The sequence below is a fragment of the Nocardioides sp. genome (genome assembly GCF_044226765.1).
Lineage (GTDB): Bacteria > Actinomycetota > Actinomycetes > Propionibacteriales > Nocardioidaceae > Nocardioides.
On the sequence record NZ_JBGAGJ010000007.1, the window covers coordinates 119058 to 144948 of the forward strand.

Genomic DNA, 25891 nt, shown 5'->3' on the forward strand with positions numbered 1-25891 from the left:
GTCCAGGGTACGGCGGCGGCCGCCCCTCCCCCGATTCGGCGGGCTCCGCTGAGATGCGCCCGAGCTCAGTCGTCGAGGTGCTCGATGTCGCGGAACCCGGTCTTCTTCGCCCGGACCGCGCGGTTGGTCAGCCACGTGCACGCCCAGAGCACGATGCCGAGCAGCAGCAGGCCGCCGGCCACCTGGTACTGGATCCAGTCCTCGCGGTCGCGGGCCCACGGTCCGGCGAGGAAGAGGCAGGCGGCGGCACCGACAGGGGGCACCCACACCGGCGCCGTGAAGGCACCGGCCTTCGCCGGGACCTTGCGGCGCAGCACCACGCAGGCGATGTTGACCACGGAGAAGACGCAGAGCAGCAGCAGTGCCGTGGTGCCCGAGAGCGCGGTGATCACCGAGGTGTCGGCGAGGAACGTGACCACCACGATGAGGCCGAGCGCCAGCGCGGTGGAGAACGCGATGCCGGCGTACGGCGTCCGCCGGCCCGGCAGCACCTTGCCGAGCGTGCGGGGCAGCACGTCCTGGTGGGCCAGGCCGTAGAGGAGCCGGCTGGCCATCAGCATGTTGAGCAGCGCGGTGTTCGCGACCGCGACGACGGTCAGGAACGGGAAGATCTTGTCGATCGGCAGGCCGGGGGCGCCCTGCTCGACCACGGCGAGCAGCACCTTGCCCTCGTCGGCGACCACGGACTCGATCTGGCCCTCGGGGATCACGGCGATCACCGAGATCGCGACCAGCACGTAGAAGACGACCGCGATGCCGAGGCCGCTGAGCATGACCCGGGGGAAGGTCCGCTCGGGGTCCTTCGTCTCCTCGACCATGTTGACCGAGTCCTCGAAGCCCACCATCGCGAAGAAGGCGATCGCGGTCGCGACCGTCACGGCGGCGAACATGCCGCGGTCGGACTGGGAGTCGAAGACGACGATGCGGCCCATGTCGGCGTCGCCCTTGGCCATCACCCAGAAGCCGATCGCGATCACGATGACCAGCGCCGCCATCTCGATCAGCGTCAGGACCACGTTGAACTTCACGCTCTCGCCGACTCCGCGCAGGTTGATCGCGGCCAGCAGGACCATGAAGGCCATCGCGACCACCGTGATCGCCGTGTCGCCCTGCGACACGTGCCACCCGAGGCCGTCGAGGCCGGCGAGCAGGTTGGTGGCCAGCAGGTTGGACGACGTGGAGGCGCTGGTGATGCCCGAGCAGATCACGGCGAACGCCACCAGGAACGTCACGAAGTGGATGCCGAACGCCTTGTGCGTGTAGAGCGCCGCACCGGCCGCCTGCGGGAACTTCGTGACGAGCTCGAGATAGGAGTACGCCGTCAGCGTGGCCACCGCGAACGCCACCAGGAACGGCACCCACACGATCCCGCCCACCTCGAGCGCCATCTCGCCGGTGACGGCGTAGATGCCGGCCCCGAGGATGTCGCCCACGATGAACAGCAGCAGCAGCCGGGGGCCCAGGACCCGCTTGAGGTCCGGAGTGGGTCCGTTGACGTCGACGGTCTCCGCGCTCTGGGTGGTCATGTCACCAGGCTCCCCCACCTGGCCCTCGCCCAACCCCCACGTCGAGTTGAGCCTTGTGACCAGCCGACTCGAGGGTTGTGACCAGCCGAGTCGAGTGCCGTGACGCATCAGGCCGAGGGCATGACCAGGGGCAGCCCGGATCAGGAGTCCGCCGGACGGCGCGACGCCGGACTCACGTGGTCGAGACCCTCAACTCAACGGGTCACAACCCTCAACTCGACCGTCAGCCGAAGAAGACCTGCGCCTCGGCGTACTCCTCGGGGCCGACGACCTTGAGCTCACCGGTGCCCTCGATGAGGGGGACCCGGACGATCTTGGTGCCGCGCAGCGCCATCATCGTGCCGAAGTCGCCGTCCGCCACCGCGTCGATCGCCTGGAGGCCGAAGCGGGTGGCGAGCCAGCGGTCGAACGCCGTGGGCGTGCCGCCCCGCTGGATGTGCCCGAGCACGACGGCGCGGGCCTCCTTGCCCGTGCGCTTCTCGATCTCCTGCGCGAGCCGGTCGCCGATGCCGCCGAGGCGGACGTGGCCGAACTCGTCGACCTCGCCGGAGACCAGCGTCATGCTGCCGCCCTCGCGCGGGACCGCGCCCTCGGAGACCACCAGGATCGGCGCGTAGTGCGACTCGAAGCGGCTCTCCACCAGCGCGCAGACCTCGTCGATGTCGAAGGGCATCTCGGGGATGAGCACGATGTTGGCGCCGCCGGCGATGCCGGCGTGCAGCGCGATCCAGCCGGCGTGGCGCCCCATCACCTCGACCACGAGCACCCGGTGGTGGGACTCCGCGGTCGTGTGGAGCCGGTCGATCGCCTCGGTCGCGATGTTGACCGCGGTGTCGAAGCCGAAGGTGAAGTCGGTGCCGGACAGGTCGTTGTCGATGGTCTTCGGCACGCCGACGACGTCCACGCCCAGGTCGGCCAGCTTGGTGGCCACGCCGAGCGTGTCCTCGCCGCCGATCGCGACCAGGGCGTCGACGCCGTGGCTCGCCAGGTTGTCCTTGATCTGCTCGACGCCGTGGTCGAGCTTGAAGGGGTTCGTCCGCGACGAGCCGAGGATCGTGCCACCGCGCGGGAGGATCCCGCGGCACTGCTCGATGCCGAGCTCCATCGTCACGCCCTCGAGCGGACCCCGCCACCCGTCGCGGTAGCCGACGAACTCGAAGCCGTGCTCCTTGACCCCCTTGCGCACGACGGCGCGGATGACGGCGTTCAGGCCGGGGCAGTCCCCGCCTCCGGTGAGTACTCCGACGCGCATGACGGCTCCTGGACTCGGTGGGTCGTTCCCAGCCCGGCCGACTCTAGTGCGTCAGCCGGTCGCCGAGGAGGTCTGGAACGGCTGGCCGATGTCCTCGAGCATCTCGCGGAACCAGGGCTGGTTGGTGTCGAACGCCTTGCCGCCCTTGATGCGGGGGAACTCCACGACGCGCAGCACGTCACCGGCCTCCTCGTCGTGCCCGACGACGCCGCTCTCACCGCGCAGCGCCGCCTCGGCAGCCAGGTCCGCGCACGCCTTGATGAGGGCGAGGTCGTCCTCGCCCGCGGGTGCGGAGCGCGAGAAGTAGCCGCTCTTCTGCACCATCGTCTTCTCCGCCCCGATCATCCCGGAGAACTGCTTGGCGAACCACGAGCCGGGGTTGATCGAGTCCAGCTTGACGTGGCCGAAGGCGTCCCGCTTCGGCTCCTCTCCCCGCGACAGCATCTCGTCGACGATCGTCGAGACGCCGGCGCCCTCGGAGAGGAACACGTTGACGCACCCGGTCTCGTCCATGACCTGGCGGAGCCGGCCGGCCTCGGCCTCGATGTCGAGGTCCAGCTCGGGGACGTAGACGCCGTGGATGTCCCAGGTGCGGCGGTCGTTGCCCGCGAAGCCGGAGAACTCCTGGGTCTCGAGCCACGCGCGGTACTTCGCCACGGTCGCCGCGGTCAGCCAGCCGCAGTTGCGGCCCATGACCTCGTGGACGATCAGCATCCGCGGGTTGGACGAGTGCTCGGCGACGATGTTGCGGGCGAACGCCGCACCCTGCTCAGCGGCCGTCCACGCGCCGAGCGACTGGCGGATCGGCACCACGTCGTTGTCGATCGTCTTGGGCAGGCCGACGACGGTCAGCTGGTAGTCGTGCTCGAGCAGGTACGCCGCCAGGTCGGCCGCCGTCGTGTTCGTGTCGTCCCCGCCGATGGTGTGCAGCACGTCCACGCCGTCGCGCGTCAGCTGCTCGGCCGCCACGTGCAGCGGGTCCTGGCCCGGGGCCACGAGCCCGCGCTTGACGCAGTCCTTGACGTTGGTGAGCTTCACCCGGCTGTTGCCGATCGGGCTGCCGCCGAAGCGGTGCAGCAGGTGGGCGCGCTCGCGGTCACCGGGCGTGACGGTGACGAACCGGCCGCCGAGGAGCCCGGCGTAGCCGTCGAGGTAGCCGATGATCTCGGCCTCCGGCTCGAGCTCGGTGTAGCGCTCGATGAGCGCACCGACGGCTGAGGACAGGCAGGGCGCGAGGCCACCGGCGGTCAGGAGGGCGATACGGCGAACGGTCACGATCGGCTCTTCTCGGAACGGTTTAGGTCTTTTCAGGACTAAAGTACCGCGACCGCTCCCTCGTTGGCGACGGATCGGGCCGGCCCGGTCGAGCCCGGTACGGACGGGGCCCGCGGTGGCTAGGGTCGGCCCATGACCTTCTCCATCGTGGCCCGGTCCGCGGACGGCGAGTCCTGGGGCGTCGCCGTCGCCTCCAAGTTCCTCGCCGTCGGGTCGGCCGTCCCGGCGGCCGTCGCCGGGGTCGGCGCGATCGCCACCCAGGCCGACGCCAACGTCGCCTACAAGGGCCAGGCGCTGGCTCACCTCGACGACGGCGCGACCGCGTCAGTGGCGCTGCAGCGGCTGCTCGAGGACGACGAGGGCCGCGACCACCGCCAGGTCGGCATCGTCGACGTCGACGGCGGCGCGGCCAGCCACACCGGCACCGCCTGCCTGGACTGGGCCGGCAGTGTCATCGGCGACGGCTACGCCATCCAGGGCAACATCCTGACCGGCGAGGAGGTCGTCGAGGCGATGGAAGCGGCCTGGCTCGCCTCGGCGGCGGACGAGCCCCTGGCCCGGCGCCTGCTCGCGGCACTGGGCGCCGGCGACGAGGCCGGGGGCGACTCCCGGGGCCGGCAGTCGGCCGCACTGCTCGTCGTCCGAGAAGGTGCGGGCTACGGCGGCCTCGACGACATCGCAGTCGACCTGCGGGTCGACGACGCGGCCGCACCGATCCCCGAGCTGACCCGGCTGCTGGACCTCAACGACCTCTACCTCACCGCCTCCACCGAGGAGGAGAAGGTGCCGGTCACCCCGGAGCTCGCGGCCGAGCTCGAGGGACTGGCGCAGGCCGCCGGGGCGCGGGACTTCCAGGCCTGGGTCGGCACGGAGAACTACGAGATGCGGGTCGCCCCCGACGGGACCTGGGTCGACCAGCAGGTCCTCGACATCATCCGGGGCACCCGGGGTGGACAGGCATGAGCGTCCTGGCGATCGACGCCGGCACCACCGGCGTGACCGCGCTGGTCGTCGAGCGGGACGGCTCCATCGCGGTCAAGGGCTACCAGGAGTTCGCGCAGCACTTCCCCCGGCCGGGTTGGGTCGAGCACGCGCCGGAGGAGATCTGGCAGGCGGCGCTCGAGGCGACCCGCCAGGTCCTCAAGGTGTACGACGCCGCGCAGCTCGAGGCGGTCGGCATCACCAACCAGCGCGAGACCGTCATGCTCTGGGACCGCGAGACCCTCGCGGCGCCGCGCCGGGCGATCGTGTGGCAGGACCGGCGCACCGCGGACCTCTGCACCCGGTTGCGCGACGAGGGTCACGAGCCGCGGGTCCGCGACCTCACCGGGCTGCGCCTGGACCCCTACTTCTCCGGCACCAAGCTGATGTGGCTGCGCGAGAACGAGCCGCACACCTGGGCCCTGGTGGAGTCGGGCCGCTACGCGATCGGCACGGTCGACTCCTACCTGATCGCGCGGATGAGCCGGGGCACCTACCACGCCACCGACGTCTCCAACGCGTGTCGGACGCTGCTGTTCGACCTCGAGGCCGGCGACTGGTCCGACGAGCTGTGCGACCTGTTCGGCGTCCCGCGCGACGCCCTGCCCGAGCTCGTCTCGAACTGGGGCGAGCTCGCGGTCACCGACCCGGCGTCGTACCTCGGCCTGTCGCTGCCGATCGCCGGGGTCGCCGGCGACCAGCAGTCGGCGCTGTTCGGCCAGACCTGCTTCGACGTGGGCGACTCCAAGTGCACCTACGGCACCGGCTCCTTCGTGCTGACCAACACGGGCGCCACGGTGGAGCGCTCCGACGCGCTGCTGGCGACTGCGGCCTGGCGGGCGCCCTCGGGTGAGATCACCTATGCCAGCGAGGGCTCGATCTTCGTCACCGGCGCGGCCGTGCAGTGGCTGCGCGACGGGATCCAGATCGTCGGCTCCGCCGCGGAGACGCAGGCGGTGGCGAGCACCGTGGACGACACCGAGGGCGTGGTGTTCGTCCCCGCCCTCACCGGCCTCGGTGCGCCCGACTGGGACCCGCACGCGCGCGGCATGATCATCGGCCTGACGCGTGGCACGACCCGCGCGCACATCGTGCGCGCCACCTTGGAGGCGATCGCCTTCGAGGTGCGCGACGTGCTCGACGTGATGCCGGCGGTGTCGTCGCTGCGGGTCGACGGCGGCGCCGCCGCCAACGACCTGCTCTGCCAGATCCAGGCCGACCAGCTCGGTGTCCCGGTGGAGCGGCCCACCGTCGTGGAGACGACCGGCCTGGGTGCGGCGTTCCTCGCCGGCCTCGGCGCCGGGGTCTGGTCCTCGACCGACGACCTGCGCCACACCTGGGCGCTCGACCGCCGCTTCGAGCCCGTCGGGGACCGGGCGGCCGCCGACGCCGCCCACGCCCGCTGGCGCGACGCGGTCCAGCGCTCGAAGGGCTGGGCGGTGTAGCTGACCCGAGCGACACCCTCGGGCTCCGGCCACGCGGTGCCGGCACGGCCTCCCTTGCGTCACCGCCCCTGATTGCGGAAGATGCAGGATCGCCTGTGCAGCAGACCGCGGGCGCCGGGACGGGGGCCAGGACATGAGCACTCTCCATCGGGCGTTGCTCGCCCTGGGCCTGGCCGTCGCCCTGCCGGCCGGGGTGACCGCGGCGCCATCGGGGCACGCCGCGCCACCGGCGGCGCGTGCCGGCAGCGGGTTCTCCCAGCTCCAGCCGCCGCCGTTGTGCTCGGCGCAGCCCGGGCCGGCGTGCATCAACCAGCCGAGCTACTCCTGGCAGGGCGTGTTCACCCAGCCCGTGCGAATCGACATGCCCACGATGGTCGTCGACCGCGGCGCCCGGGGCGGCGAGTACACCGGGCGCGTGACGTTCTCGATCATCGACGCGGGCACCGCCAAGAACGGGGACGCCTCCCACATCCTCGGGTTCAAGAACCCGCAGCTGCTGCTGATGCCGATCGAGGGGTGGTCCGACCCCACCGCGACCGACGTCTACATGCAACCCGACCCGGGCGACGCCAGCCACTGCCAGGGGGACAAGCTGGCCTGCACGTACGTCACCACGAGCACCAACCTGCGGCCCGGGTGGTACCGCGCGACGGACGCGAACGGCCTGATGGCCGGGGCGCAGGCCTGTCCGGCCAGCAGCCCCAACGGGGTGGCGGGCTGCTACGAGACCTACAGCGAGTCCGCGGTCTACATCCCGAGGGCGACCGACGTCGCCCCGCCCTCCGTCGAGGCGGCGGCCAAGGGCAAGGGCCTCACCGTCAAGGCGGTGGCCGCGGTGCGCGACCCCTACGGCAAGGCCGTGACGCTCACCTGGGACTTCGGTGACGGCAGCACGCAGCACGGCGCCGCGGGCAAGGTCGTCACCCACACGTACGCGACGCCGGCCGACTACACCGTGACGGCGAAGGTCACGACCTCCGACGGCCGCTCCTCGGCCGACTCGGTCAGCGCCGGCATCTTCCCTCCGGCACCGGTCCTGCAGGGGGTCGGCCGGATCGGCGCCACGACGACCGGCGCCGCGGCCGTCGCGCTGCAGGGGTGGCCTACCGGTGGGAAGGCGATCCTGTGGTCCTTCACCGACGGCTGCCCGCCGTCGGACATGACCGAGGCGCAGTCCGCGGGCGGCATCTTCTCCAGCAACTACGTGCCGGTGCAGGCTGACGGCACCGTGGGGCTGGGCCTGAACTACCTGCCCCTCGACGCGGACGCCTACGTCGTCGAGGTCCGGGCCGCACTCGACTTCGACGGCCGCCAGGTGATCGCCCACAAGTTCAGTGGCTGCGTGACCTCGTTGACGCCATTGACCGCCACGACCGGCGCGGTCGCGGCAGGGGCGACCGAGATCCCTGCCGACTCCGCCAGCGTCCCGATCGGTCACGTGGTGGCGCTGGACGTCGCGTCCTCGGCCGGCGGCAACCCCGACCTCTCCGAGCAGCGGCTCGTGACCGGACACGGCTCCCTGACGGTCGACCCGCTCGACCGCGCCCACGCCAGCGGGGCCTGGCTGCTCGACGCCGGCGCCCCGCTGGACCCGTACGTCGTCCCAGGGCCGCCGACGGCCCCGACGACCCCTCACCTCGGCGCGACGGCACCGAGCCCCCCGTCCATCCGGACGCTCACCGTGGCCCGGGGCGGCAAGGTCGTCCTGGCGGTCAGGCCCGGCGCCAACGGCGGCAGTCCGGTCACCGGGTACCTGGCCCGGTGCACGCCCCAGGGCAAGGGCTCGACCCGTCAGCACACCGGCTCGCGGAGCCCGGTCACGGTCACCGGGCTGACCAGGGGCGCGAGGTACCGCTGCGTGGTCCGGGCCACGAACGACCTCGGCTACGGCGGCGCCAGCAAGCCGAGCAAGGTCTTCACCGCGAGGTGACCGCCGACGAGCGCCCGGCGCTCAGGAGGGTTCGCCGGGTCGGTTCTCGGCCACCAGTCGCGCGCCCGCGACGGGCTTGCCCGGGTCGGTGCCGGGCGGGATGCGCAGCAGCGCGCTGACGACGTCCGGCTGGTCCAGCTGCGGGTAGTGGTTGGCCGCCGGGATCCGCCAGTACGACGACGCCGCCTCGCGGCTCGCCAGGTGCTCGGACCAGACGAAGTCGGCGACCGCCGGCGGCGCGATGGTGTCGAGCTCGCCCCAGGCGAGCGTCACCGGCACCGGGCCGGCGGTCAGGCTCGCCAGCCAGGCCGCCTCGTGGACCCGGCGCTCGTTCAGGTACTGGATCAACCGGTGCTGGACGCGCATGCCCTGCTGGTGGGCGAGCATCCCCTCCAGCGCCGCGGTCTCGGCGGCGTCCAGCGCGGGCGTGCAGGTCCGGCGCGCCAGGCCGCGAGCGAAGACCCTGGTCGGGAGCATCCGCGAGATCGGCGGTCCCGTCACCGGGTGCAGCAGCGCCTTCTGGATCCCGGTGAGCTGGGCGAGCGGGAGCCAGACGTTGCCGTTGAGCATCACGAGCCCGCTGACGTCGTACGGCGCCCCCTCGGTGCGGACCAGGTCCAGCAGCGCCAGCCCCACGCTGTCGCCGCGGTCGTGGGTCACCAGCGTGAACGCGTCGAGGCCGAAGGTCGTGCGGACCAGGTGGTCGACGAGGCGCGCGTCGTCGGCGATCGTGTAGCGGTGGTCGGTGTGCGGCTTGTCCGACAGCCCGTAGCCCGGCAGGTCCACCAGGCAGACGAAGTGGTCCTCCTCGAGCAGGGCCACGACCCGGTGGAAGTCGTAGGAGCTGGTCGGGTAGCCGTGCACCAGCACCAGGGCCGGGTTGCCCCGGTCGCCTCGGGTCTGGACGTAGACGTCGAGCTCGCGGCCGTCGTTCTCCGCGGTGGTCGACCGCCACCGCACGTGCGACCCGCGGTCGGCCCACACGCGCACCTGCTCGTCCACCATCGCCCGCCCCTCCCGGTCCACCACGGTCGCCGCTCACCCTAGTGACGTCGGCGCCGTCGGGCAGCCGGGACGGTCAGGTGGATGGCAGGTCCGCGGCGATACCGTCGGCGAGGTGGTGCAGGGCGTGCTGGACGCGATCGGCTCGGTCCCCCCTGCGCTGGCCTGCGCGATCATCGCGCTGCTGGTCTTCGGCGAGGCCGCTCTCTTCGTGGGCTTCGTGCTGCCCGGGGAGACCGCGGTGCTCCTCGGCGGCCTCCTCGCCAGCCAGGGTCACCTCGACATCGTCACCCTCGTCGTCGTGGTGGTGGTCAGCGCGGTCGTGGGTGACAGCGTCGGCTACGAGGTCGGCAAGCGGGCCGGGCCGCGCATCCTGCAGCTCGGGGTGCTTCACCGCCACCGCGCCCGGATCGAGGACGCCCAGGAGATGCTGCGGCGCCGCGGCGGGCCGGCGGTCTTCCTGGGTCGCTGGACCGCGTTCTTCCGAGCCGTCATGCCCGGCATCGCCGGCCTGAGCCGGATGCCCTACCGCACCTTCGTGGTCTGGAACGCGCTCGGCGGGCTGGCGTGGGGCGTCACGTTCTGCCTGGTCGGCTACTTCGCCGGGGCGTCCTACCAACGGGTCGCCACCACCATCGGCGAGGGCGCCGCCGCGCTCCTCGGGCTGCTGGTCGTCGCGGCGCTGGTGACCTGGCACGTCCGCCGTCGCCGACGGGAGGCGGCGAGCGAGGTCCCCTAGCCGCGCAGCCGCTGCAGCGCCTGCGCTGCAGCGTCGCGCACCCGGGTCGCCTCCCGGACCGCGTCCTCGGTCTCCGACCGGGTGTCCTCGGCCTCGGTGAGGTCGTCGTCGACCTCCTCCGCGGTGGTCTCCAGCTCGGCGATCCGGCCGCGCAGCTCGTCGATCTCGGCCTGCACCTGCAGCCCGCGGGCCGCCAGCTCGTCGTACGCCGTGGCGGCCTCCTGGTGGGCGTCGGCGGCCTCGGCGAGCTCCGACTCGGCCGCGGCGAGCGCCTCCTCGGCGGCCGCGACCGCCTTCTGGTCCGCCTCGGGGTCCGGGACGACGTGCAGCTCCGGCCGCGCCGGCTCCTCCGGCTCCCGCGCGGTCGCGGTGAAACCCAGCGCCTCGGGCAGCGCGACCGCGCCGGCGACGTCCGCGGCGTCGAGCCCGGTCGTGGCCAGCGCCGCGACCAGGAGGCCGCTGCGCACCGCGAGCGCGCACTGCTCGTCGACCATGGCCGCGGTCAGGGTCGCCTCCACCTGCTCGGCGACCGCGTCGGTGACGCGGGTGCCCTCCTCGCGGGCGGTACGCCGTGCCTGCGTGGTCACCGCCGCCGTCAGCTGACGACGCTGACGGGTCAGCGTGCGCAGCTCCTCCCCCGACATCGCCGCCTGCGCCTCGCGCAGCGCCGCCCCGACGGCGAGCACCTGCTCGACCTGGGCCGGGTCGCGGCGGACCAGGAGGTTGACGACCCAGGCGGCCGTCGAGGCCTTGCGCAGCGCCTTGACCCGCGGCGCGAGGTCGGTGCCCTTGAGCTCCTTGGCCCGAGCGTCGCGGGCCGGGGTGAAGTCGGCCAGCGGCAGTCCGTAGAGCTCGTCCGCGATCTCGAGCAGCTCACTCACAGGCGCACCCACCGGCCACGTCGGCTGCCGAGGGGCTCGTCGTCCTCGCCGACCGACAGCTCCTCCACCTCGCACGCCAGCAGCGCCGACCATCCGGCGTCGCTGCGGCTCACCAGTCGCACGCCGGCCCAGGTGCCCGCGTCGACCAGCCGCGGACCCCACGCGGTCGGCTGGAACTCCCCGGTGCGGAACGGTCCTCCCGGCGCCGGCGCCGTCCCGGCGAACGCCTCGGCCAGGCCGCGGTGCCGCCACCCGAGCAGCTGCACGACGCCTCGTCCGGAGCCGGCCAGGGCGTCGTGCAGGTCGCTGTCGGGGTCGACGAGCAGCAGCACCACGGCAGGGTCACCGTTGGCGACCAGCAGCGAGGAGACCGTCAGCCCCGCCCGGCCGGCGTCGTCCCCGGCCGTCACCAGCGCGACGGCGCCGCCCAGCCGGCCGCGGAACCGGCGTACCGGGTCGGGCTCGGGGTCGGCGAACGGGTGGGACGAGTGGATCGTCACGACGCGAGCTTGGACTCGCCCTGGCCGTCGTCCGCGTCCTTCGCGGCCTTCTCCGCCGCCTTGGAGAGCTCCTTGGCACGCGAGGCGTAGAGGTCGACGTACTCCTGGCCGGACAGCCGCATGATCTCGTACATGATCTCGTCGGTGATCGACCGCAGGATGTAGCGGTCGCCCTCCAGCCCCTCGTAGCGGCTGAAGTCGAGCGGCGTGCCGAACCGGACCACGGGACGGGTGAACCGGCCGAAGGTCTTGCCGGGCGGCGCCACGACGTCGGTGCCGACGACCGCGACCGGGATCACCGGGACCTTGGCCTCCAGCGCCAGCCTCGCGACGCCGACCTTGCCGCGGTAGAGCCGGCCGTCGTGGGACCGGGTCCCCTCGGGGTAGATCCCGAAGAGCTCGCCCTCGGCGAGCAGCTTCTTGGCCGAGATGATCGCGCCCTCCGAGGCGCTGCCGCCGGAGCGGTCGATCGGCACCTGGCCGGAGCCCTTGAAGAACGTGCGCTGCAGCCAGCCCTTGAGGCCGGTGCCGGTGAAGTACTCGGCCTTGGCCACGAAGGTCACCCGGCGCGGCAGCGTCAGCGGCATGAAGAGCCAGTCGGCGTACGAGAGGTGGTTGCTGGCCAGGATGGCCGGACCCTCCAGCGGCACGTTCTCCGCACCGTAGACGCGCGGCCGGAAGACCAGCCGCAGCCACGGACCCAGGGCGATCCACTTCAGGAACCAGTAGAACACCGACACCTCCGCGCGACACCCGAGACCTGACGCTGCGAAGCCTAGACCGTCCGGGAGCAACTCCCCCATACCCCAGCCCGGCGGTGGACCGGCAGTGCAGAATCCATGGCCATGACCGTTCACCCCCTTGCGACCCCGTTCTCCGCGCCCGCACGCCCCGAGCTGACCGGAGGCCGCCGGGTCGGGGTCCTGCTCAGCCACGGGTTCACCGGCCAGCCCGCCTCGATGACGCCCTGGGGCCAGGCGCTCGCCGAGCTCGGGTACGCCGTCGAGGTGCCCCGGCTCCCCGGGCACGGCACCACCTGGGAGGAGCTGAACACGCTGACCTGGGCGGACTGGTACGGCGAGCTCACGTCGGCCTTCGACCGGCTGGTCGCCGACAACGACGCCGTGGTGGTCGGCGGCCTGTCGATGGGCGGTGCGCTGGTGCTGCGCCTGGCCGCCGACCGGCCCGCGGACGTCGCCGGTGTCGTGGTGGTCAACCCGGCGGTCGCGACCAAGCGGCTCGACGTCAAGCTCCTCCCGGTGCTCAAGCACCTGGTGAAGTCCTTCCCCGGCATCGCCAACGACATCAAGAAGCCCGGCGTCGAGGAGCACGGGTACACGCGGACGCCGTTGAAGGCGATCCACTCGATGATGCAGGCCTGGCCCGGGATCATCGAGGACCTGCCCAAGATCACCGCGCCGCTGCTCTACTTCCGCTCCACCGAGGACCACGTGGTCGACGAGAAGTCCGAGCCGATCATCCTCGGCGGCGTCTCGTCGAAGGACGTGACCGTCGTGCGCCTGGAGAACAGCTACCACGTCGCGACGATCGACAACGACGCCGAGAAGATCTACGCCGACTCGGCCGCCTTCGTCGCCCGGGTCACCGCCACGCCCTGACCGACGCGGGCATACGCTCGTTGCGTGCAACCGGACGACCACGACGACGAGGCCGAGGACCGGGCCTGGCGCGCGATCGTGGAGAACTACGGCGAGCGTCCCGAGCTGGACGACCCGCCGCCGGTCAGCGACGCCCCGTTCGGCGGACGCTTCGGTGATCCCCGGGCCTTCTCACCGGATCCCGGCCAGGACCCGGCCGCCGGGGTCGGGGAGGCGGGCGAGCCGCCGGGAGCGGTCGAGGAGGAGGGCTACGTCCCTCCCCCACCGCCACCGCTGCCCCGCGTCGAGCCCGACCGGATGCTGGCCTGGGTGGGCGTGTTCGGCTCCCCCACGGTGCTGCTCATCGCGCTCGTGCTCTCCCTGAGCATCCCCTTCTGGCTGGGCTACCTGCTCGTGGCCGGCTTCGTCGGCGGCTTCCTCTACCTGGTGGTCAAGATGCCCCGGGAGCCACGGGACCCCTGGGACGACGGGGCGCAGGTGTGACCACGGCCGTTGGCTAAGGTTCGCGGGTGAGCGCCCACGAGACCGTCGAGATCGCCGGACACCTGATGGACCACGGCATCTTGTCGTTGGTCCTCGACGACATCCGCGAGTACGGCGGGGACTACACGATCGACCGCTTCGACGTCGGTCGCGAGACCGACGACCCGTCGCACGCGGTGATCACCGTGACCGCGGAGGACGACGAGGAGCTGCAGCGGCTGCTGATGCGGCTGCAGACCCGCGGCGTCAACCAGGTCGACCCCGGGGAGGCGACCACGGCGGAGGCCGACCGCGACGGCGTCTTCCCCGACGGGTTCTACTCCACCACGAACCTGGACACCCGGGTGCGCGTCGACGACCGCTGGCTGGACGTCGAGAACCCCGAGATGGACTGCGGGCTGATCGTCGAGCGCGACGCCGGGGGCGCGGCGACCCGCGTGTACACGCTGCCCATGTCCGACCTCCGGGTGGGCATGCAGGTCGTCGTCGGCGCATCGGGCGTCAAGGTGTCGGTGCCGACACCGGACGCCACCGGCGGCGCCTTCGGGTTCATGGAGTCCGAGGTGTCCTCGGAGAAGCCGCACGCGGTGCTGGTGCGCCAGGTCGCCGACGGCATGCGGGAGGCCAAGGCCGAGGGCAAGAAGGTGCTGTGGGTCGGCGGACCCGGCGTCGTACACACCGGGGCCGCGCCGGCGCTGGTCGCCCTCGTCCACGCGGGGTACGTCGACGTCCTGTTCGCGGGCAACGCGCTGGCCACCCACGACATCGAGTCGGCGCTCTACGGCACCAGCCTCGGCGTGGACCTGGCGATGGCCCGGGGCGTCGAGCACGGCCACGAGCACCACATCCGCGCCCTCAACACCATCCGCCGCGAGGGGTCGATCCGGGCCGCGGTGGACAGCGGCGTGCTCACCAGCGGGATCATGCACGCCCTCGTGACGCACCAGAAGAGCTACGTCCTGGTCGGCTCGGTGCGCGACGACGGGCCGCTCCCCGACGTCTACACCGACGTGATCGAGGGCCAGCGGGCGATGCGCGCCCAGCTGCCCGGCGTCGGGTTCTGCATCATGGTGGCGACCACGCTGCACTCGGTCGCGACCGGCAACATCCTGCCCGCCTCGATCCCGCTCGTGTGCGTCGACATCAACCCGGCGACGGTCACCAAGCTCGCCGACCGCGGGTCCTCGCAGGCCCGCGGGATCGTCACCGACGTTGGCCTGTTCCTCGAGCAGCTCGCCGTCGAGCTCGTGCCCGGGTACCGACGGTCCTGAAGCGCTCCCGGGCCAGGTCGGCGGCGCCGACCGCCCCGGCCTCCGGCCCGAGGGCCGCGCGCGTGACCGGCGGGACCGTGCGGTGCGGTGCGCCCACGAGTGACTCGCGCAGGGCCGCTCGCGCCGGCTCCAGGAGCAGGTCGCCGGCCGCCGACAGGCCGCCGCCGACGACGACGACCTCGGGGTCGAAGGCCGCCACCAGGTTCGCCACCCCCACCCCGAGCCAGCCGCCCACCGACTCGAACGCAGCCAGCGCCACGGCGTCGCCGGCCCGGGCCGCGTCGGTGACCATCGGGCCGGTCAGCTGCGCCGGGTCGCCGCCGCACGCCGCGTCCAGCACGGTCGGCTCCTGGCCGATGCGCTTGCGCGCGAAGCGTGCGAGGGCATTGCCGCTGGCGTACTGCTCCCAGCACCCGGTGCCCCCGCACTCACACGGACGACCGTCGGGCACGACCTGCATGTGGCCGTACTCCCCCGCCATGCCGTTGTAGCCGCGGTGCACCGCGCCGTCGAGCACGATGGCGCCGCCGATGCCGGTCCCCATCGTCACGACGACGGCGTCCTGGGCACCGCTGGCGGCGCCGTACGCGAGCTCTGCCCGGGCAGCGCAGTTGGCGTCGTTGTCCAGGACCACCGGCGCGCTCCAGCGCTCGGCCAGCCGGGCCCGGACGCCCTCGTCGCGCCAGGGCAGGTGGGGCGCGAACCGCACCCGCTCGCCCTGCGCGTCGACGAACCCGGCGGCGGCGATGCCGATCGCCGCCGGCCGCCGCAGTCCCGCGGCCTCCTCGACGGCCTCGGTCAGCGCGTCCTCGACCAGCCGCGACTCGACCCGACGGCCCGGCGTGGTCCGCAGGGCGGTGCGCAGGACGCGTCCGGTCGAGGTCACGGCGGCGGCGAGCACCTTGGTGCCACCGATGTCGACGCCGATGAAGAGAGCCATGAGGGTCATTCGACCAGACCCGCCGCGCGCTCGTGCCCACCACGCGCGGGACGTCATACGACCCGGTCGCCCCGACACCCACCCCGCATGACGTCCCGGCCCGCCCGACCCCTCAGGGGCGGAAGGTCGTCTGCGCGTGTGGGTCCTTGCCGAAGACGATCACCTTCGCCGGCGGCACCACGTAGACCCACGGACGGGTGCCGTCGCCGTCCGTGAAGCCCTCGTCGTCGGCGCTCCACGCCCAGTCATCGCCGTACTTGCGCTGCCAGGCGTCGGCGAGCGGCAGGAGGCGTTCGCGACCGGTGACGCGCTCGGCGCTCCCCTCGACCACGACGTCGGTGCCGGACCGCCAGCCGTTGGTGCCGGTGGTCACGGAGACGGGCGAGGAGTGCTGGAGGTTGACGTGCTTCTGCTCACCGACGCCGGTGCAGAAGGCGATACGACCGTCGCTCCAGACTCCGACCAGAGGAGTCACGTGCGGGCGGCCGTCGGACCGCACGGTGGTCAGCCAGTAGAGCTCGGCCCGCTCGAGCAGCTCCTCCACGGAGCGCCACGAGGGCGCCGTGGCGTCAGGGGCGCTGAAGCGGTCGTCCAGGTGTCCAGAGGTCATGTCGTCTCGACCGCCCCCCGGGCGCGTACTCATCGGTCACCCGCCGGCAGCTCCGCGTCAGCGCCGCGTCAGCGCCGCGACAGGTCCGCGGCGCCGATCAGCCCGGCGTGGTTGCCCAGACGCGCTCGGCGGATCTCCGGGATCGGGCGGAACCCGCGGCCGACCAGCTGGCCGGCGAAGGCGTCGCGGGTGGGGCCGAGGAGCAGCTCGTCGGCCTCGCTGACGCCGCCGCCGATGACGACGACCTCGGGGTCGAGGACCTCCGTCAGGGACGCGATGCCCTCGCCGAGCCAGCGGCCGAGCTCGGCGAGCTGCTGGAGGGCGCCGGCGTCGCCGTCCTGGGCGGCCTCGGTGATCAGGGGGCCGGTGATCTTGTTGAGGTCGCCACCCGCGCGCTGCAGCATCCCCTGGGCGATCATCGCGCCGCTGAGGGCCAGCGCCCGCGCCTCGCGCACCAGCGCCGACCCGGAGGCGTACTGCTCGAAGCAGCCGTGCTTGCCGCAGCCGCAGAGGATGCCGTTGGGTACGACGCGCATGTGGCCGATCTCGGCGCCGACGCCGTTCGCGCCGCGGTAGACCTCGCCGTCGAGCACCAGCCCGCCGCCGACGCCCGTGCCGACCGTGACGAGCAGGAGGTCGTCGGCGTCGTGCGCGGCGCCGTAGCGGAACTCGCCCCAAGCGGCGGCGTTGGCGTCGTTCTCGATCACGACGGGCAGCTCGACCCGCCGCTCGAGCTCGCTCTTGAGGTCCTCGTTGCGCCACGCGACGTTCGGGGCGAACAGCACGACCGCCCGCGACTTGTCGACGTAGCCCGCCGCGCCGACGCCGACGGTGGCGATGTCGTGGCGGGAGCGCAGGTCGGCGACCAGGCCGGCGATGGCCTCCTCGATCGCCTCCGCGTCGGTGGCCGGCGAGACGACCCGCTGCTCCTCCAGGATGCGGCCGTCCTCGTCCACCACCCCGCCGGCGATCTTGGTGCCGCCGACGTCGATGCCGCACGCCAGGCTCATTGCGGGCCCTCCTCAGGATCGGTGTCGTCCGGCCAGTCGCTGACCGCCCAGTCGTCGTCGGTGTCGTCCGCGTCGTCGAGGTCGATGCGCTCGACCCCCGGGCGGGTCTGGTCCTGCGCCGCGGTCGCCATCAGCCCGGCTGCCGCCTGCATCAGCGCTGTCGCCGCCGTCGCCAGCTGGGTCCGGACCTCCGGGCTCAGCTGCCGCACCGCGTGCACGGTGCGGCAGATCGGGCAGTAGGTGCACTCGGGCGCGCCGGTGGCCAGGTGCTGGTCGAGGTCACCGGCGGCGTCCTTGGCCCAGTCGCCCAGCGACCCGCCCAGCGCACCGAGCAGCTTCGCGGCCTCCTCGGCCACCGAGCCCACGTCCGGACCCCCGCCCGACCCGGAAGCCGGACCGGCGGTGGAGTCCTCCCCGTCCCTGTTCACGTGACCCTCCCGGCCGGCTCCCCGGCCACCTCGACGAAGCGCACCTGCAGCTCCCCCTGCTCGACCCGGGCGCCGGCGATGCGGTGCCGCGCCAGCCCGGCCGGCAGGGTGAGGAGCCGACGATACGATCCCACGGTCACGACCAGGTCGTCGCCGTTGCGCGCCAGGTCCACCTCCGCCCGCGAGACCAGGGGCAGCGCGAGCCGCAGGACCGCCCCGGTGTCGGTGCGCCGGATCCGGAACGGACCGTGCGACCGGGTGGTCGCGAGCGGGTCGGTGCCGGCGTACACGTCGCGGGCGAGCTCGCTGACCGCGTCGACGCCGACCGGCTCGCGCGAGCGGTACTCCGAGCGCCAGATCGGCAGGCCCGCGAAGGACTCCTCGACCCGCTCGAGCACCTCGTCCTGTGCCAGCACCCAGCCGGCCCGCCAGTCGTCGGCGCCGTCGGCGGGGAAGACCCGGTTCGCGACCACGCCGTCGACGCGGTAGCCGAAGAGCGACAGGGTCGTGTACGACCGCCGCGCCTCGGCGAGCACGACGTTCTCGGGGGTGAGCACCAGGCGCACGCTCGAGTCCGGGCCGCTGAGCAGCTCGCGCACCTCCTCGAGCTCGGCGTGCAGCCGCTCGACGGCGTCGAAGACCGAGTCACCGGGCATCGGTACGCCGGCGGCGCGGGTGAGCACGGGGCGCAGCGCCTTGACGACCCGGCGCTCCACCGGGAGGACGCGCTGCATGTACCAGCCCAGGGCCTCCGGCAGCGCGAGCAGCCGCAGCGTCTCCGCGGTCGGTGCGCAGTCGACGACGATCACGTCCCAGCCCCCCGACAGCGCGTGCAGCCGCAGCTCCAGGAGCGCGAGCACCTCCTCGGCACCCGGGATGACGGTCAGCTCCTCGGCGGCGACCGGGTCGACGCCGGCCACGTCGAGCACCGAGAGCAGGTAGCGCTGGATGTCGGCCCAGGACTGCTCGAAGCGCAGCTGGGCGTCGACCTGCTGGACGAAGAGGCCGTCGGCGACCTCGGTCGGCTCGGCGCCGATGGTGCCGTGGGCACAGCCGTAGGCGTCGGCCAGGGAGTGCGCCGGGTCCGTGGAGAGCACCAGGGTCCGGTGTCCCTCGGCGGCGGCCAGCGCTGCGGTGCCGGCCGCGACGGTGGACTTCCCGACCCCTCCCTTGCCGGTGAACAGGAGGATCCTCACTAGGTCAGGGACTCCACACGCTTCTTCAGGCCCTTCAGGGCGGTGTCGATGAGGATCTTCTCCCCCTTGCGCTTGAGCATCCCGATCAGCGGGATCGTCACGTCGAGCGCCAGGCGGTAGGTGACCTCGGTCGCGCCGTTGCCGAGGTCGCGCAGCAGGTAGGCACCGTCCAGGGCCTTGAGCATCTTGCCCTCGACGAGGGTCCAGGTGACGCCGTCGTAGCCGTCCCACACGTACTGCAGCGTGTACTCGTCCTTGATCGGGCTGACGTCGAGGGCGAAGAAGACCCGCTCGGCCCAGCCGTCCTCGAACTCGGCCACCACGTCCGCGACCGTGACACCCTTGGCCCACTCGGGGTAGGCAGGGAAGTCCCCGATCACGTTCATGATGTCGCCGGGTGCGGCGTCGATGACGATCGACGACTCGGTCTGCTCGGCCATCGGGTCCCCTTGCTTCTGGACGTGGTCGTGGACGACTCGGGCAGCGAGCGTACCGGATGGTCTGGGCCCGTCGTCCGCGCGGTAACCTCAGCCGGTGCGCGAGTTCTCCACCCCGTTGACGACCGAGATCCCGGCGACGGGCAACCTCACCGACGACGTGGTGACGAACGCCCGCGACGCCGCCGACACCGTGCAGTTCAGCCGGCCCGCAGCCGGCGGCGGGGCCTGGGAGGACGTCACGTCCGCCCAGTTCCTCGCCGAGGTCAGAGCCGTCGCCAAGGGCCTGATCGCCGCCGGCGTCGCCGTCGGCGACCGGGTCGCGCTGATCTCCAAGACGCGCTACGAGTGGACGCTGCTGGACTACGCGATCTGGTTCGCCGGAGCGGTGACCGTGCCGGTCTACGAGACCTCCTCGGCCGAGCAGATCTCCTGGATCCTGCGCGACTCCGGCGCCCGGGCGGTCGTCGCCGAGGGGCCCGACCACCTGGCCAGGATCGCCGAGGTCCGCGGCGAGCTCGACGACCTCAACCACGTGTGGTCGATCGCCGACAACGCCGTGCACACCCTCACCCGGCTCGGGGAGGACATCTCCGACGAGGAGCTGGAGAAGCGGCGTACGACGGCCACGCCGCTCGACCTCGCGACGCTGATCTACACCTCCGGCACGACCGGGCGGCCCAAGGGCTGCATGCTCACGCACGGGAACTTCATGTTCGAGCTCGGCGTCGCCGTCGACGAGCTCGAGGAGCTGTTCACCGAGGACGCGTCCACGCTGCTGTTCCTCCCGCTCGCGCACGTGTTCGCCCGGATCATCCAGGTCGGCTGCATCAAGTCGCGCACCCGTCTCGGCCACAGCGCGGACATCAAGAACCTGCTGCCCGACCTCCAGCAGTTCAAGCCGATGTTCATCCTCGCGGTGCCGCGGGTCTTCGAGAAGGTCTTCAACACCGCCTCCCAGCGGGCGACCGCCGACGGCCGGGGCCGGATCTTCGACCAGGCCGCGCAGACCGCGATCGACTACTCCCGCGGGCTCGACCGCGGGCGTCCGTCGCTCGTGGTGCGCGCCAAGCACGCGGTGTTCAAGCGGTTGGTCTACGCCAAGCTGCTCGACGCGCTCGGTGGCCACTGCCGCTACGCGGTGTCCGGGGGCGCCCCGCTGGGCGACAAGCTCGGCCACTTCTACCGCGGCATCGGGCTCACCGTGCTCGAGGGCTACGGGCTCACCGAGACCACCGCTGCGCTCACCGCGAACCTGCCCGACGCCATCAAGGTCGGCTCGGTCGGGCGGCCGTTGCCGGGCACCGCGGTCCGGGTCGCCGACGACGGCGAGCTGCTCTTCCAGGGTGGCCAGGTGTTCGCCGGCTACTGGCGCAACGAGAAGGCGACGTCGGAGGCGCTCGAGCGGGACGGGTGGTTCCACACCGGCGACCTCGGCGAGGTCGACGACGAGGGCTTCGTGCGGATCACCGGGCGCAAGAAGGAGATCATCGTGACGGCCGGCGGCAAGAACGTCGCGCCGGCGGTGCTCGAGGACCGGGTCCGCCTGAACTTCCTGGTCGACCAGTGCATGGTGGTCGGCGACGGCGAGCCGTTCGTCGGCGCGCTGGTCACGATCGACCGCGAGTCGTTCCCGCTGTGGGCCGAGCAGCACGGCAAGACCGGCTCGGTCGCCGACCTGGTCGACGACCCGGACCTGCGCGCGTCGATCCAGGAGGCCGTCGACGAGGCCAACAAGTCGGTGTCGAAGGCGGAGTCGATCCGCAAGTTCGCCATCCTCGCCGACGAGTGGACCGAGGAGGGTGGCCAGCTCACCCCGAGCCTCAAGCTGAAGCGCAACGTGGTGATGCGCGAGTTCAAGGACGACGTCGCGGCGATCTACCACGTCTGACGGGGCCAGTCCCCAGACCCGCTCAACCACGGGCCGGAAGCCGCTGAATCCGGGACTTCTACCCACCTTCGTGGGGGCCTGAAACCTGCGAGAAAGAGTGGTCTGCTCCCCCGTTCCGAAGCCTCTCGGGACGCTCCTACAGTGCGGCGTCAGACCGGGCTCTCGGGCCTGCTCCGGTCTTCTCGAACGCAGGATGGGGAGGCAGCGGAGATGGATCGACGCCGGTCGCTCGTCATCGGCGCAGCACTGGTCGCCGTGCTCGGCGTGGCACTGGTGGTGCTCTACGCCCGCGGGGCCGACCAGCGGGCCGCGGACCGGTTCGACGGGGTGGACGTGCTGGTGGCGACCCAGCCGATCTCCGCCGGCGAGTCGGTCGCGTCCGCGAAGTCGGCCGGCAAGATCGGCACCGAGACCGTGGCGCGGGCCGACGTGCTCGCCGACGCCGCGACGTCGTACGCCGGGATCGCGGACCAGGTCGCCCTGGTCACCATCTACCCGGGTGAGCAGCTCATCGGCGACAAGCTCGGCTCCTCCGGCGACGCCGCCGCGACGCTGCCGATCCCGGCCGGCAAGATGGCCGTCTCGGTCAACCTCACCGACGCCGCGCGGGTCTCGGGCTTCCTCGAGCCCGGGTCGGAGGTCTCGGTGTTCCTCAACGGCACCGATCCCGGCACCGGGCAGCCGTTCACCCGGCTGCTGCTCCCTCGGGTCACCGTGCTCGGGGTGGGCTCGACCGCACCGGTCTCGACGACCACGACCGACGACGGTGGCAACCAGACCGTCGAGGAGCTCCCCCGCACGCTGCTCACCGTGGCCGTCGACCAGGGCCAGGCGCAGAAGGTGCTCTACGCCTCGACCAACGGGGAGCTCGCGTTCGCCCTCCTCAACGGCCAGAGCGCGGTCAAGGCCGGCAGCACCGGCGTGACCGCGGCGAACCTCTTCCGGTGAGGAGCTGACCGATGCCCGTCGTCGTCGACCCCGATCCCGCCGCCGTCGCGGAGCTGCTCACCGCGATGCCCGACGGCGCCCACGGCGTGGGCTCCCCCGACCGGCTCGCGGCGTGGCTGGCCGAGCACACCGAGGAGTACCTCGTCCTGCTGGGCCCCCACCTGGACCTCGACCTGGCCCTGACCACCTGCGAGGAGCTGCGCACCGGCCGGCCGACGGTCAGCGTGGTGCTCGCGCGCGACACGTTCGACGCCGCGCTGCTGACCCGCGCGATGAAGGCCGGGGCCCGCGACGTCGTCCCCGACCGCGACCTCGACGCCGTCGCCGCTGCCGCGAACCGCGCCCACCAGCTGCACGTGGCGCTCCGCGGCCCCTCCGGTGTCCCCCACCGGGGCACCGTCGTCACGGTCTTCTCCCCCAAGGGCGGGGTGGGCAAGACCACGATGGCGGTCAACCTCGCCCTGTCGCTGGCCGACGGCGGCGCGCGCCGGGTGTGCCTGGTCGACCTCGACCTGGCCTTCGGCGACGTCGCGATCACCCTGCAGCTCTTCCCCTCGCACACCATCGAGCACGCGGTCGGGGCGGAGGACAGCCTGGACGCCTCGATGGTCGGCCAGCTGCTCACCCGGCACCAGGACTCCGTGATGGTGCTGGCCGCTCCGAACCAGCCGGACGTGCGCGAGCGGATCACGCCCGGCCTGGTGTCGCGCGTGCTGGCGACCCTGCGCGAGTCCTTCGACTGGATCGTCGTCGACACCGCGCCGGCCTTCGACGAGCCGACGCTCGCCGCACTCGACGAGACCGACGAGTGCGTGGTGGTCGCCACCCTCGACGTACCGACGCTGAAGAACGTGCGGGTCGCGCTGGAGACCCTCGACGTGCTCGGCATCGCCCGCGGTCACCGGCACCTGCTGCTCAACCGCGCCGACGACGCGGTCGGCATCGGGCCGGACAAGGTGGAGGCGATCCTCGGCATGGCGGTGGCCACGCAGGTCACGACGTCGGTCGACATCGCCGCTGCGACGAACGCCGGCACACCGATCGTCTCCGGCAAGCCCGACCACCCGTCCAGCGCCGCCGTCCGCACGCTCGCCGCCCAGCTCGCCGGCCAGCCCGAACCGGTCCTGGTCGGTGGTCCGGACCCGGCCCCATCCGCACCGGCCCGCCGGTTCCGGATCCGGAGGTGACCCGATGACGCTGGCCGACCGCCTCGCCGCCGCCCGGACCGTCCCGGGCGCGGAGCCGTCCTCGCCGCCCGAGGGCGAGCCGCTGGGCCGGCGCAAGTCGCAGCTGCGCAAGCAGGACCGGATCGAGGAGATCAAGGGCGCGGTGCACATCGAGCTCCTCGAACAGCTCGGGCCGCAGCTCTACGACGCCGACATCGACCACGACGAGCTCGACGAGCGGGTCCGCACCGTCCTCGCCGAGGTGCTGGGCGCGCAGGACCCACCGTTGAGCCACAGCGACCGGGCCCGGGTGACCCAGGAGATCACCGACGACATCTTGGGCTACGGGCCGATCGAGCCGCTGCTTCGCGACCCCACGGTCTCCGAGGTCATGGTCAACGGGGCGCACCAGATCTGGCTCGAGCGCGGTGGGCGCCTGGAGCCGACGGCCGCGCGCTTCGTCGACGAGGCACACCTGCGGCGCACGATCGACAAGATCGTGTCGCGGGTGGGTCGCCGCGTCGACGAGTCCAGCCCGATGGTCGACGCGCGGCTGCCCGACGGCAGCCGCGTGAACGCCGTCGTACCCCCGCTGGCCGTCGACGGCTCCGCGCTCACGATCCGCAAGTTCGCCGCCGAGCCGCTGGGCGCCGACGACCTGGTCGCCAACGGGACCCTGACCGAGCCGGCCCGCGACTTCCTCGACGCATGCGTGCGGGCCCGCCTCAACGTGATCGTGTCCGGGAGCACCGGGGCCGGGAAGACCACGACGCTGAACGTGCTCTCGTCGTTCATCCCCGAGGACGAGCGGATCGTCACGATCGAGGACGCCGCCGAGCTGCAGCTGCGCCAGGAGCACGTCGTCCGGCTCGAGTCCCGGCCGCCGAACATCGAGGGCCGCGGGGCGGTCGACATCCGCGACCTGGTGCGCAACGCGCTGCGCATGCGTCCGGACCGGATCGTCGTCGGCGAGGTCCGCGACGCCTCCGCCCTCGACATGCTCCAGGCGATGAACACCGGTCACGACGGCTCCATCTGCACGGTGCACTCCAACGGCCCTCGCGACACGCTGGCCCGGATCGAGACCATGGTGCTGATGGCCGGCATGGACCTGCCGGTGCGCGCGATCCGAGAGCAGGTCGCCTCCGCGCTCGACCTGGTCGTGCACCAGACCCGCCTCAAGGACGGGTCCCGGCGGATCACCCACGTGACCGAGGTCGAGCGGATGGAGGGTGAGGTCGTCACCCTGCAGGACGTCTTCCTCTGGGACCGCGGCCTGGGCCGGCTGGTCGCCACCGGCCTGCGGCCGAAGGTGCTGGAGAAGCTGTCGTACGCCGGGGTCGAGGTCGACCCCGCCCTGTTCGTCCGGGAGGCGCGGTGAGCGCGCTCCTGCTGGTCGGTGCGGCGGCCGTGGGCGTCGGCGTGCTGATGGTGCTCGTCCTGCTGGTGCCGGCGTCCGGGACCCGGGTGATGTCGCCGGAGGAGCGGGTCGCGACGTACGTCGGTCCCCTGGCGGGCCCCGACCCGGCCGGCGCCGCGGCCGGCGGGCGACGGTCCGGAGCCGTCAGCCAGGCGACCGGGGCGGCCGCCCACGTGCTGGAGGGCAACCGCGGGCTCGAGCAGCGCATCCGCCACAGGCTGGACGCCGCCGGCAGCCGCCTCAAGCCGGCCGAGTGGCTGCTCGCGCACGTCGGGCTCTTCACCCTCGCCGGGGTGGTCGGGCTCCTCCTCGGGGAAGGCAACCTGGCGCTCTTCGCGCTCTTCCTCGTGGTCGGCGCCCTGGGGCCGTGGCTCTACCTCGGCCTGCGGGCCGGGCGCCGGCGCAAGGCGTTCGCCGCCGCCGTCCCCGACACGCTGCAGCTGATGTCCGGCGCCCTCGCCGCCGGCCTGTCGCTCGCACAGGCGGCGGAGACCGTGACCCGCGAGGGCAGCGAGCCGGTCGCCGGGGAGTTCCGCCGGGCCCTGGTCGAGACGCGGCTCGGCATGTCGCTGGAGGACGCGCTGGACGGCGTCGCCGACCGGTTCGACAGCACCGACCTGCGCTGGACCGTGATGGCGATCCGGATCCAGCGCGAGGTCGGCGGCAACCTGGCCGAGCTCCTCGAGACCGTCGCGGGCACCATGCGGGAGCGGGAGTACGTCCGCCGCCAGGTGTCCGCGCTGTCCGCGGAGGGCCGGCTGTCGGCGTGGGTGCTGGGCGTCCTCCCCCTCGCCTTCACCGGCTACCTCCTGGTCGCCAACCGCGACTACCTGATGCCGTTGTTCACCGACCCGCGGGGGCTGGTGCTCGTGGGCCTCGGGGTCGTGCTCCTGGCGGGCGGGGCGTTCTGGATGAGCCGTCTGGTCCGGGTGGAGGTCTGA

At 72.7% G+C, this 25891-nt stretch carries 25 protein-coding genes; 12 read left to right on the forward strand and 13 right to left on the reverse strand.

Annotated elements, in window-relative coordinates:
* Positions 1 to 65: 65 nt before the first annotated feature.
* From ACILRH_RS15515 to ACILRH_RS15525, 3 genes are all read right to left on the reverse strand, one after another.
* Positions 66 to 1526 (reverse strand): APC family permease, encoded by a 1461-nt coding sequence (locus ACILRH_RS15515; RefSeq protein WP_395694743.1) that lies wholly within the window; start codon positions 1524 to 1526, stop codon positions 66 to 68.
* Positions 1527 to 1749: 223 nt separating this feature from the next.
* Positions 1750 to 2778: a 6-phosphofructokinase gene (locus tag ACILRH_RS15520; protein WP_395694745.1), complete on the reverse strand. Its 1029-nt coding sequence runs from the start codon at positions 2776 to 2778 to the stop codon at positions 1750 to 1752.
* A gap of 51 nt (positions 2779 to 2829) precedes the next feature.
* On the reverse strand, positions 2830 to 4053 hold the full coding sequence (locus tag ACILRH_RS15525) for a pyrophosphate--fructose-6-phosphate 1-phosphotransferase (protein ID WP_395694747.1): 1224 nt from the start codon (positions 4051 to 4053) through the stop codon (positions 2830 to 2832).
* A gap of 132 nt (positions 4054 to 4185) precedes the next feature.
* On the opposite strand from ACILRH_RS15525, the gene ACILRH_RS15530 reads away from it, so the two are divergent.
* The 3 genes from ACILRH_RS15530 (at position 4186) to ACILRH_RS15540 (ending at position 8409) form a co-directional block, all read left to right on the forward strand.
* Positions 4186 to 5016: a DUF1028 domain-containing protein gene (locus tag ACILRH_RS15530; RefSeq protein WP_395694749.1), complete on the forward strand. Its 831-nt coding sequence runs from the start codon at positions 4186 to 4188 to the stop codon at positions 5014 to 5016.
* Positions 5013 to 6479, forward strand: coding sequence for an FGGY family carbohydrate kinase (locus ACILRH_RS15535; RefSeq protein WP_395694751.1), 1467 nt, complete (start codon positions 5013 to 5015; stop codon positions 6477 to 6479). Before ACILRH_RS15530 ends, ACILRH_RS15535 begins: the two co-directional genes overlap by 4 nt.
* Positions 6480 to 6612: 133 nt before the next feature.
* Positions 6613 to 8409 carry a PKD domain-containing protein gene (locus tag ACILRH_RS15540; protein WP_395694753.1) on the forward strand — a complete coding sequence of 599 codons (1797 nt, stop codon included), beginning with the start codon at positions 6613 to 6615 and terminating at the stop codon, positions 8407 to 8409.
* A 21-nt stretch (positions 8410 to 8430) separates the two neighbouring features.
* On the opposite strand, the gene ACILRH_RS15545 is transcribed toward ACILRH_RS15540, so the two are convergent.
* Positions 8431 to 9414, reverse strand: a complete 984-nt coding sequence (locus ACILRH_RS15545) for an alpha/beta fold hydrolase (protein ID WP_395694755.1) — start codon at positions 9412 to 9414, stop codon at positions 8431 to 8433.
* A 112-nt stretch (positions 9415 to 9526) separates the two neighbouring features.
* Here ACILRH_RS15545 and ACILRH_RS15550 point away from each other — a divergent pair, with 112 nt between their 5' ends.
* Entirely contained in the window at positions 9527 to 10150 is a 624-nt protein-coding gene (locus tag ACILRH_RS15550; RefSeq protein ID WP_395694756.1) for a DedA family protein, read from the forward strand.
* On the opposite strand, the gene ACILRH_RS15555 is transcribed toward ACILRH_RS15550, so the two are convergent.
* From ACILRH_RS15555 to ACILRH_RS15565, 3 genes are read right to left on the reverse strand one after another with little or no spacing between them, the layout of a single operon-like run.
* Positions 10147 to 11031, reverse strand: coding sequence for a hypothetical protein (locus ACILRH_RS15555; protein WP_395694758.1), 885 nt, complete (start codon positions 11029 to 11031; stop codon positions 10147 to 10149). The two genes, ACILRH_RS15550 and ACILRH_RS15555, sit on opposite strands and share 4 nt — an antisense overlap.
* Complete coding sequence (locus ACILRH_RS15560; RefSeq protein ID WP_395694760.1) at positions 11028 to 11531, reverse strand: flavin reductase family protein; 504 nt, start codon at positions 11529 to 11531, stop codon at positions 11028 to 11030. The genes ACILRH_RS15555 and ACILRH_RS15560 overlap by 4 nt, the downstream gene beginning before the upstream one ends.
* Positions 11528 to 12265, reverse strand: a complete 738-nt coding sequence (locus tag ACILRH_RS15565) for a lysophospholipid acyltransferase family protein (protein ID WP_395694762.1) — start codon at positions 12263 to 12265, stop codon at positions 11528 to 11530. The genes ACILRH_RS15560 and ACILRH_RS15565 overlap by 4 nt, the downstream gene beginning before the upstream one ends.
* A 111-nt stretch (positions 12266 to 12376) precedes the next feature.
* Here ACILRH_RS15565 and ACILRH_RS15570 point away from each other — a divergent pair, with 111 nt between their 5' ends.
* The 3 genes from ACILRH_RS15570 to ACILRH_RS15580 are packed head-to-tail and all read left to right on the forward strand — an operon-like array spanning position 12377 to position 14904.
* Positions 12377 to 13150 (forward strand): alpha/beta hydrolase, encoded by a 774-nt coding sequence (locus ACILRH_RS15570; RefSeq protein ID WP_395694764.1) that lies wholly within the window; start codon positions 12377 to 12379, stop codon positions 13148 to 13150.
* Positions 13151 to 13174: 24 nt separating this feature from the next.
* Positions 13175 to 13633: a hypothetical protein gene (locus tag ACILRH_RS15575; RefSeq protein ID WP_395694766.1), complete on the forward strand. Its 459-nt coding sequence runs from the start codon at positions 13175 to 13177 to the stop codon at positions 13631 to 13633.
* A gap of 26 nt (positions 13634 to 13659) precedes the next feature.
* Entirely contained in the window at positions 13660 to 14904 is a 1245-nt protein-coding gene (locus tag ACILRH_RS15580; protein WP_395694768.1) for a TIGR00300 family protein, read from the forward strand.
* Here ACILRH_RS15580 and ACILRH_RS15585 read toward each other — a convergent pair.
* The 6 genes from ACILRH_RS15585 to ACILRH_RS15610 form a co-directional block, all read right to left on the reverse strand.
* Positions 14837 to 15844 (reverse strand): ROK family protein, encoded by a 1008-nt coding sequence (locus ACILRH_RS15585; RefSeq protein WP_395694770.1) that lies wholly within the window; start codon positions 15842 to 15844, stop codon positions 14837 to 14839. The genes ACILRH_RS15580 and ACILRH_RS15585 overlap by 68 nt on opposite strands.
* A 112-nt stretch (positions 15845 to 15956) precedes the next feature.
* Entirely contained in the window at positions 15957 to 16454 is a 498-nt protein-coding gene (locus ACILRH_RS15590) for a pyridoxamine 5'-phosphate oxidase family protein (protein WP_395694771.1), read from the reverse strand.
* 68 nt (positions 16455 to 16522) lie between these two features.
* Positions 16523 to 17464 (reverse strand): ROK family glucokinase, encoded by a 942-nt coding sequence (locus ACILRH_RS15595; RefSeq protein WP_395694773.1) that lies wholly within the window; start codon positions 17462 to 17464, stop codon positions 16523 to 16525.
* On the reverse strand, positions 17461 to 17892 hold the full coding sequence (locus tag ACILRH_RS15600; RefSeq protein ID WP_395694775.1) for a hypothetical protein: 432 nt from the start codon (positions 17890 to 17892) through the stop codon (positions 17461 to 17463). The genes ACILRH_RS15595 and ACILRH_RS15600 overlap by 4 nt, the downstream gene beginning before the upstream one ends.
* Positions 17889 to 19088 (reverse strand): ArsA family ATPase, encoded by a 1200-nt coding sequence (locus tag ACILRH_RS15605; protein ID WP_395694777.1) that lies wholly within the window; start codon positions 19086 to 19088, stop codon positions 17889 to 17891. The genes ACILRH_RS15600 and ACILRH_RS15605 overlap by 4 nt, the downstream gene beginning before the upstream one ends.
* Entirely contained in the window at positions 19088 to 19528 is a 441-nt protein-coding gene (locus ACILRH_RS15610) for an SRPBCC family protein (protein ID WP_395694779.1), read from the reverse strand. The genes ACILRH_RS15605 and ACILRH_RS15610 overlap by 1 nt, the downstream gene beginning before the upstream one ends.
* 94 nt (positions 19529 to 19622) lie before the next feature.
* Between ACILRH_RS15610 and ACILRH_RS15615 the strand changes: the two genes are divergently transcribed.
* From ACILRH_RS15615 to ACILRH_RS15635, 5 genes are all read left to right on the forward strand, one after another.
* The gene (locus ACILRH_RS15615; protein ID WP_395694780.1) at positions 19623 to 21416 is read left to right on the forward strand and encodes an AMP-dependent synthetase/ligase; all 1794 of its coding nucleotides are present in this window, start codon (positions 19623 to 19625) and stop codon (positions 21414 to 21416) included.
* A 210-nt stretch (positions 21417 to 21626) separates the two neighbouring features.
* A complete protein-coding gene (gene cpaB / locus ACILRH_RS15620) occupies positions 21627 to 22364 on the forward strand; it encodes a Flp pilus assembly protein CpaB (protein WP_395694781.1) in 738 nt (245 codons plus the stop codon).
* 11 nt (positions 22365 to 22375) lie between these two features.
* Positions 22376 to 23551 carry a CpaE family protein gene (locus ACILRH_RS15625; RefSeq protein ID WP_395694782.1) on the forward strand — a complete coding sequence of 392 codons (1176 nt, stop codon included), beginning with the start codon at positions 22376 to 22378 and terminating at the stop codon, positions 23549 to 23551.
* 4 nt (positions 23552 to 23555) lie between these two features.
* Positions 23556 to 24911 carry a CpaF family protein gene (locus ACILRH_RS15630; protein ID WP_395694784.1) on the forward strand — a complete coding sequence of 452 codons (1356 nt, stop codon included), beginning with the start codon at positions 23556 to 23558 and terminating at the stop codon, positions 24909 to 24911.
* Positions 24908 to 25891: a type II secretion system F family protein gene (locus tag ACILRH_RS15635; protein ID WP_395694786.1), complete on the forward strand. Its 984-nt coding sequence runs from the start codon at positions 24908 to 24910 to the stop codon at positions 25889 to 25891. Before ACILRH_RS15630 ends, ACILRH_RS15635 begins: the two co-directional genes overlap by 4 nt.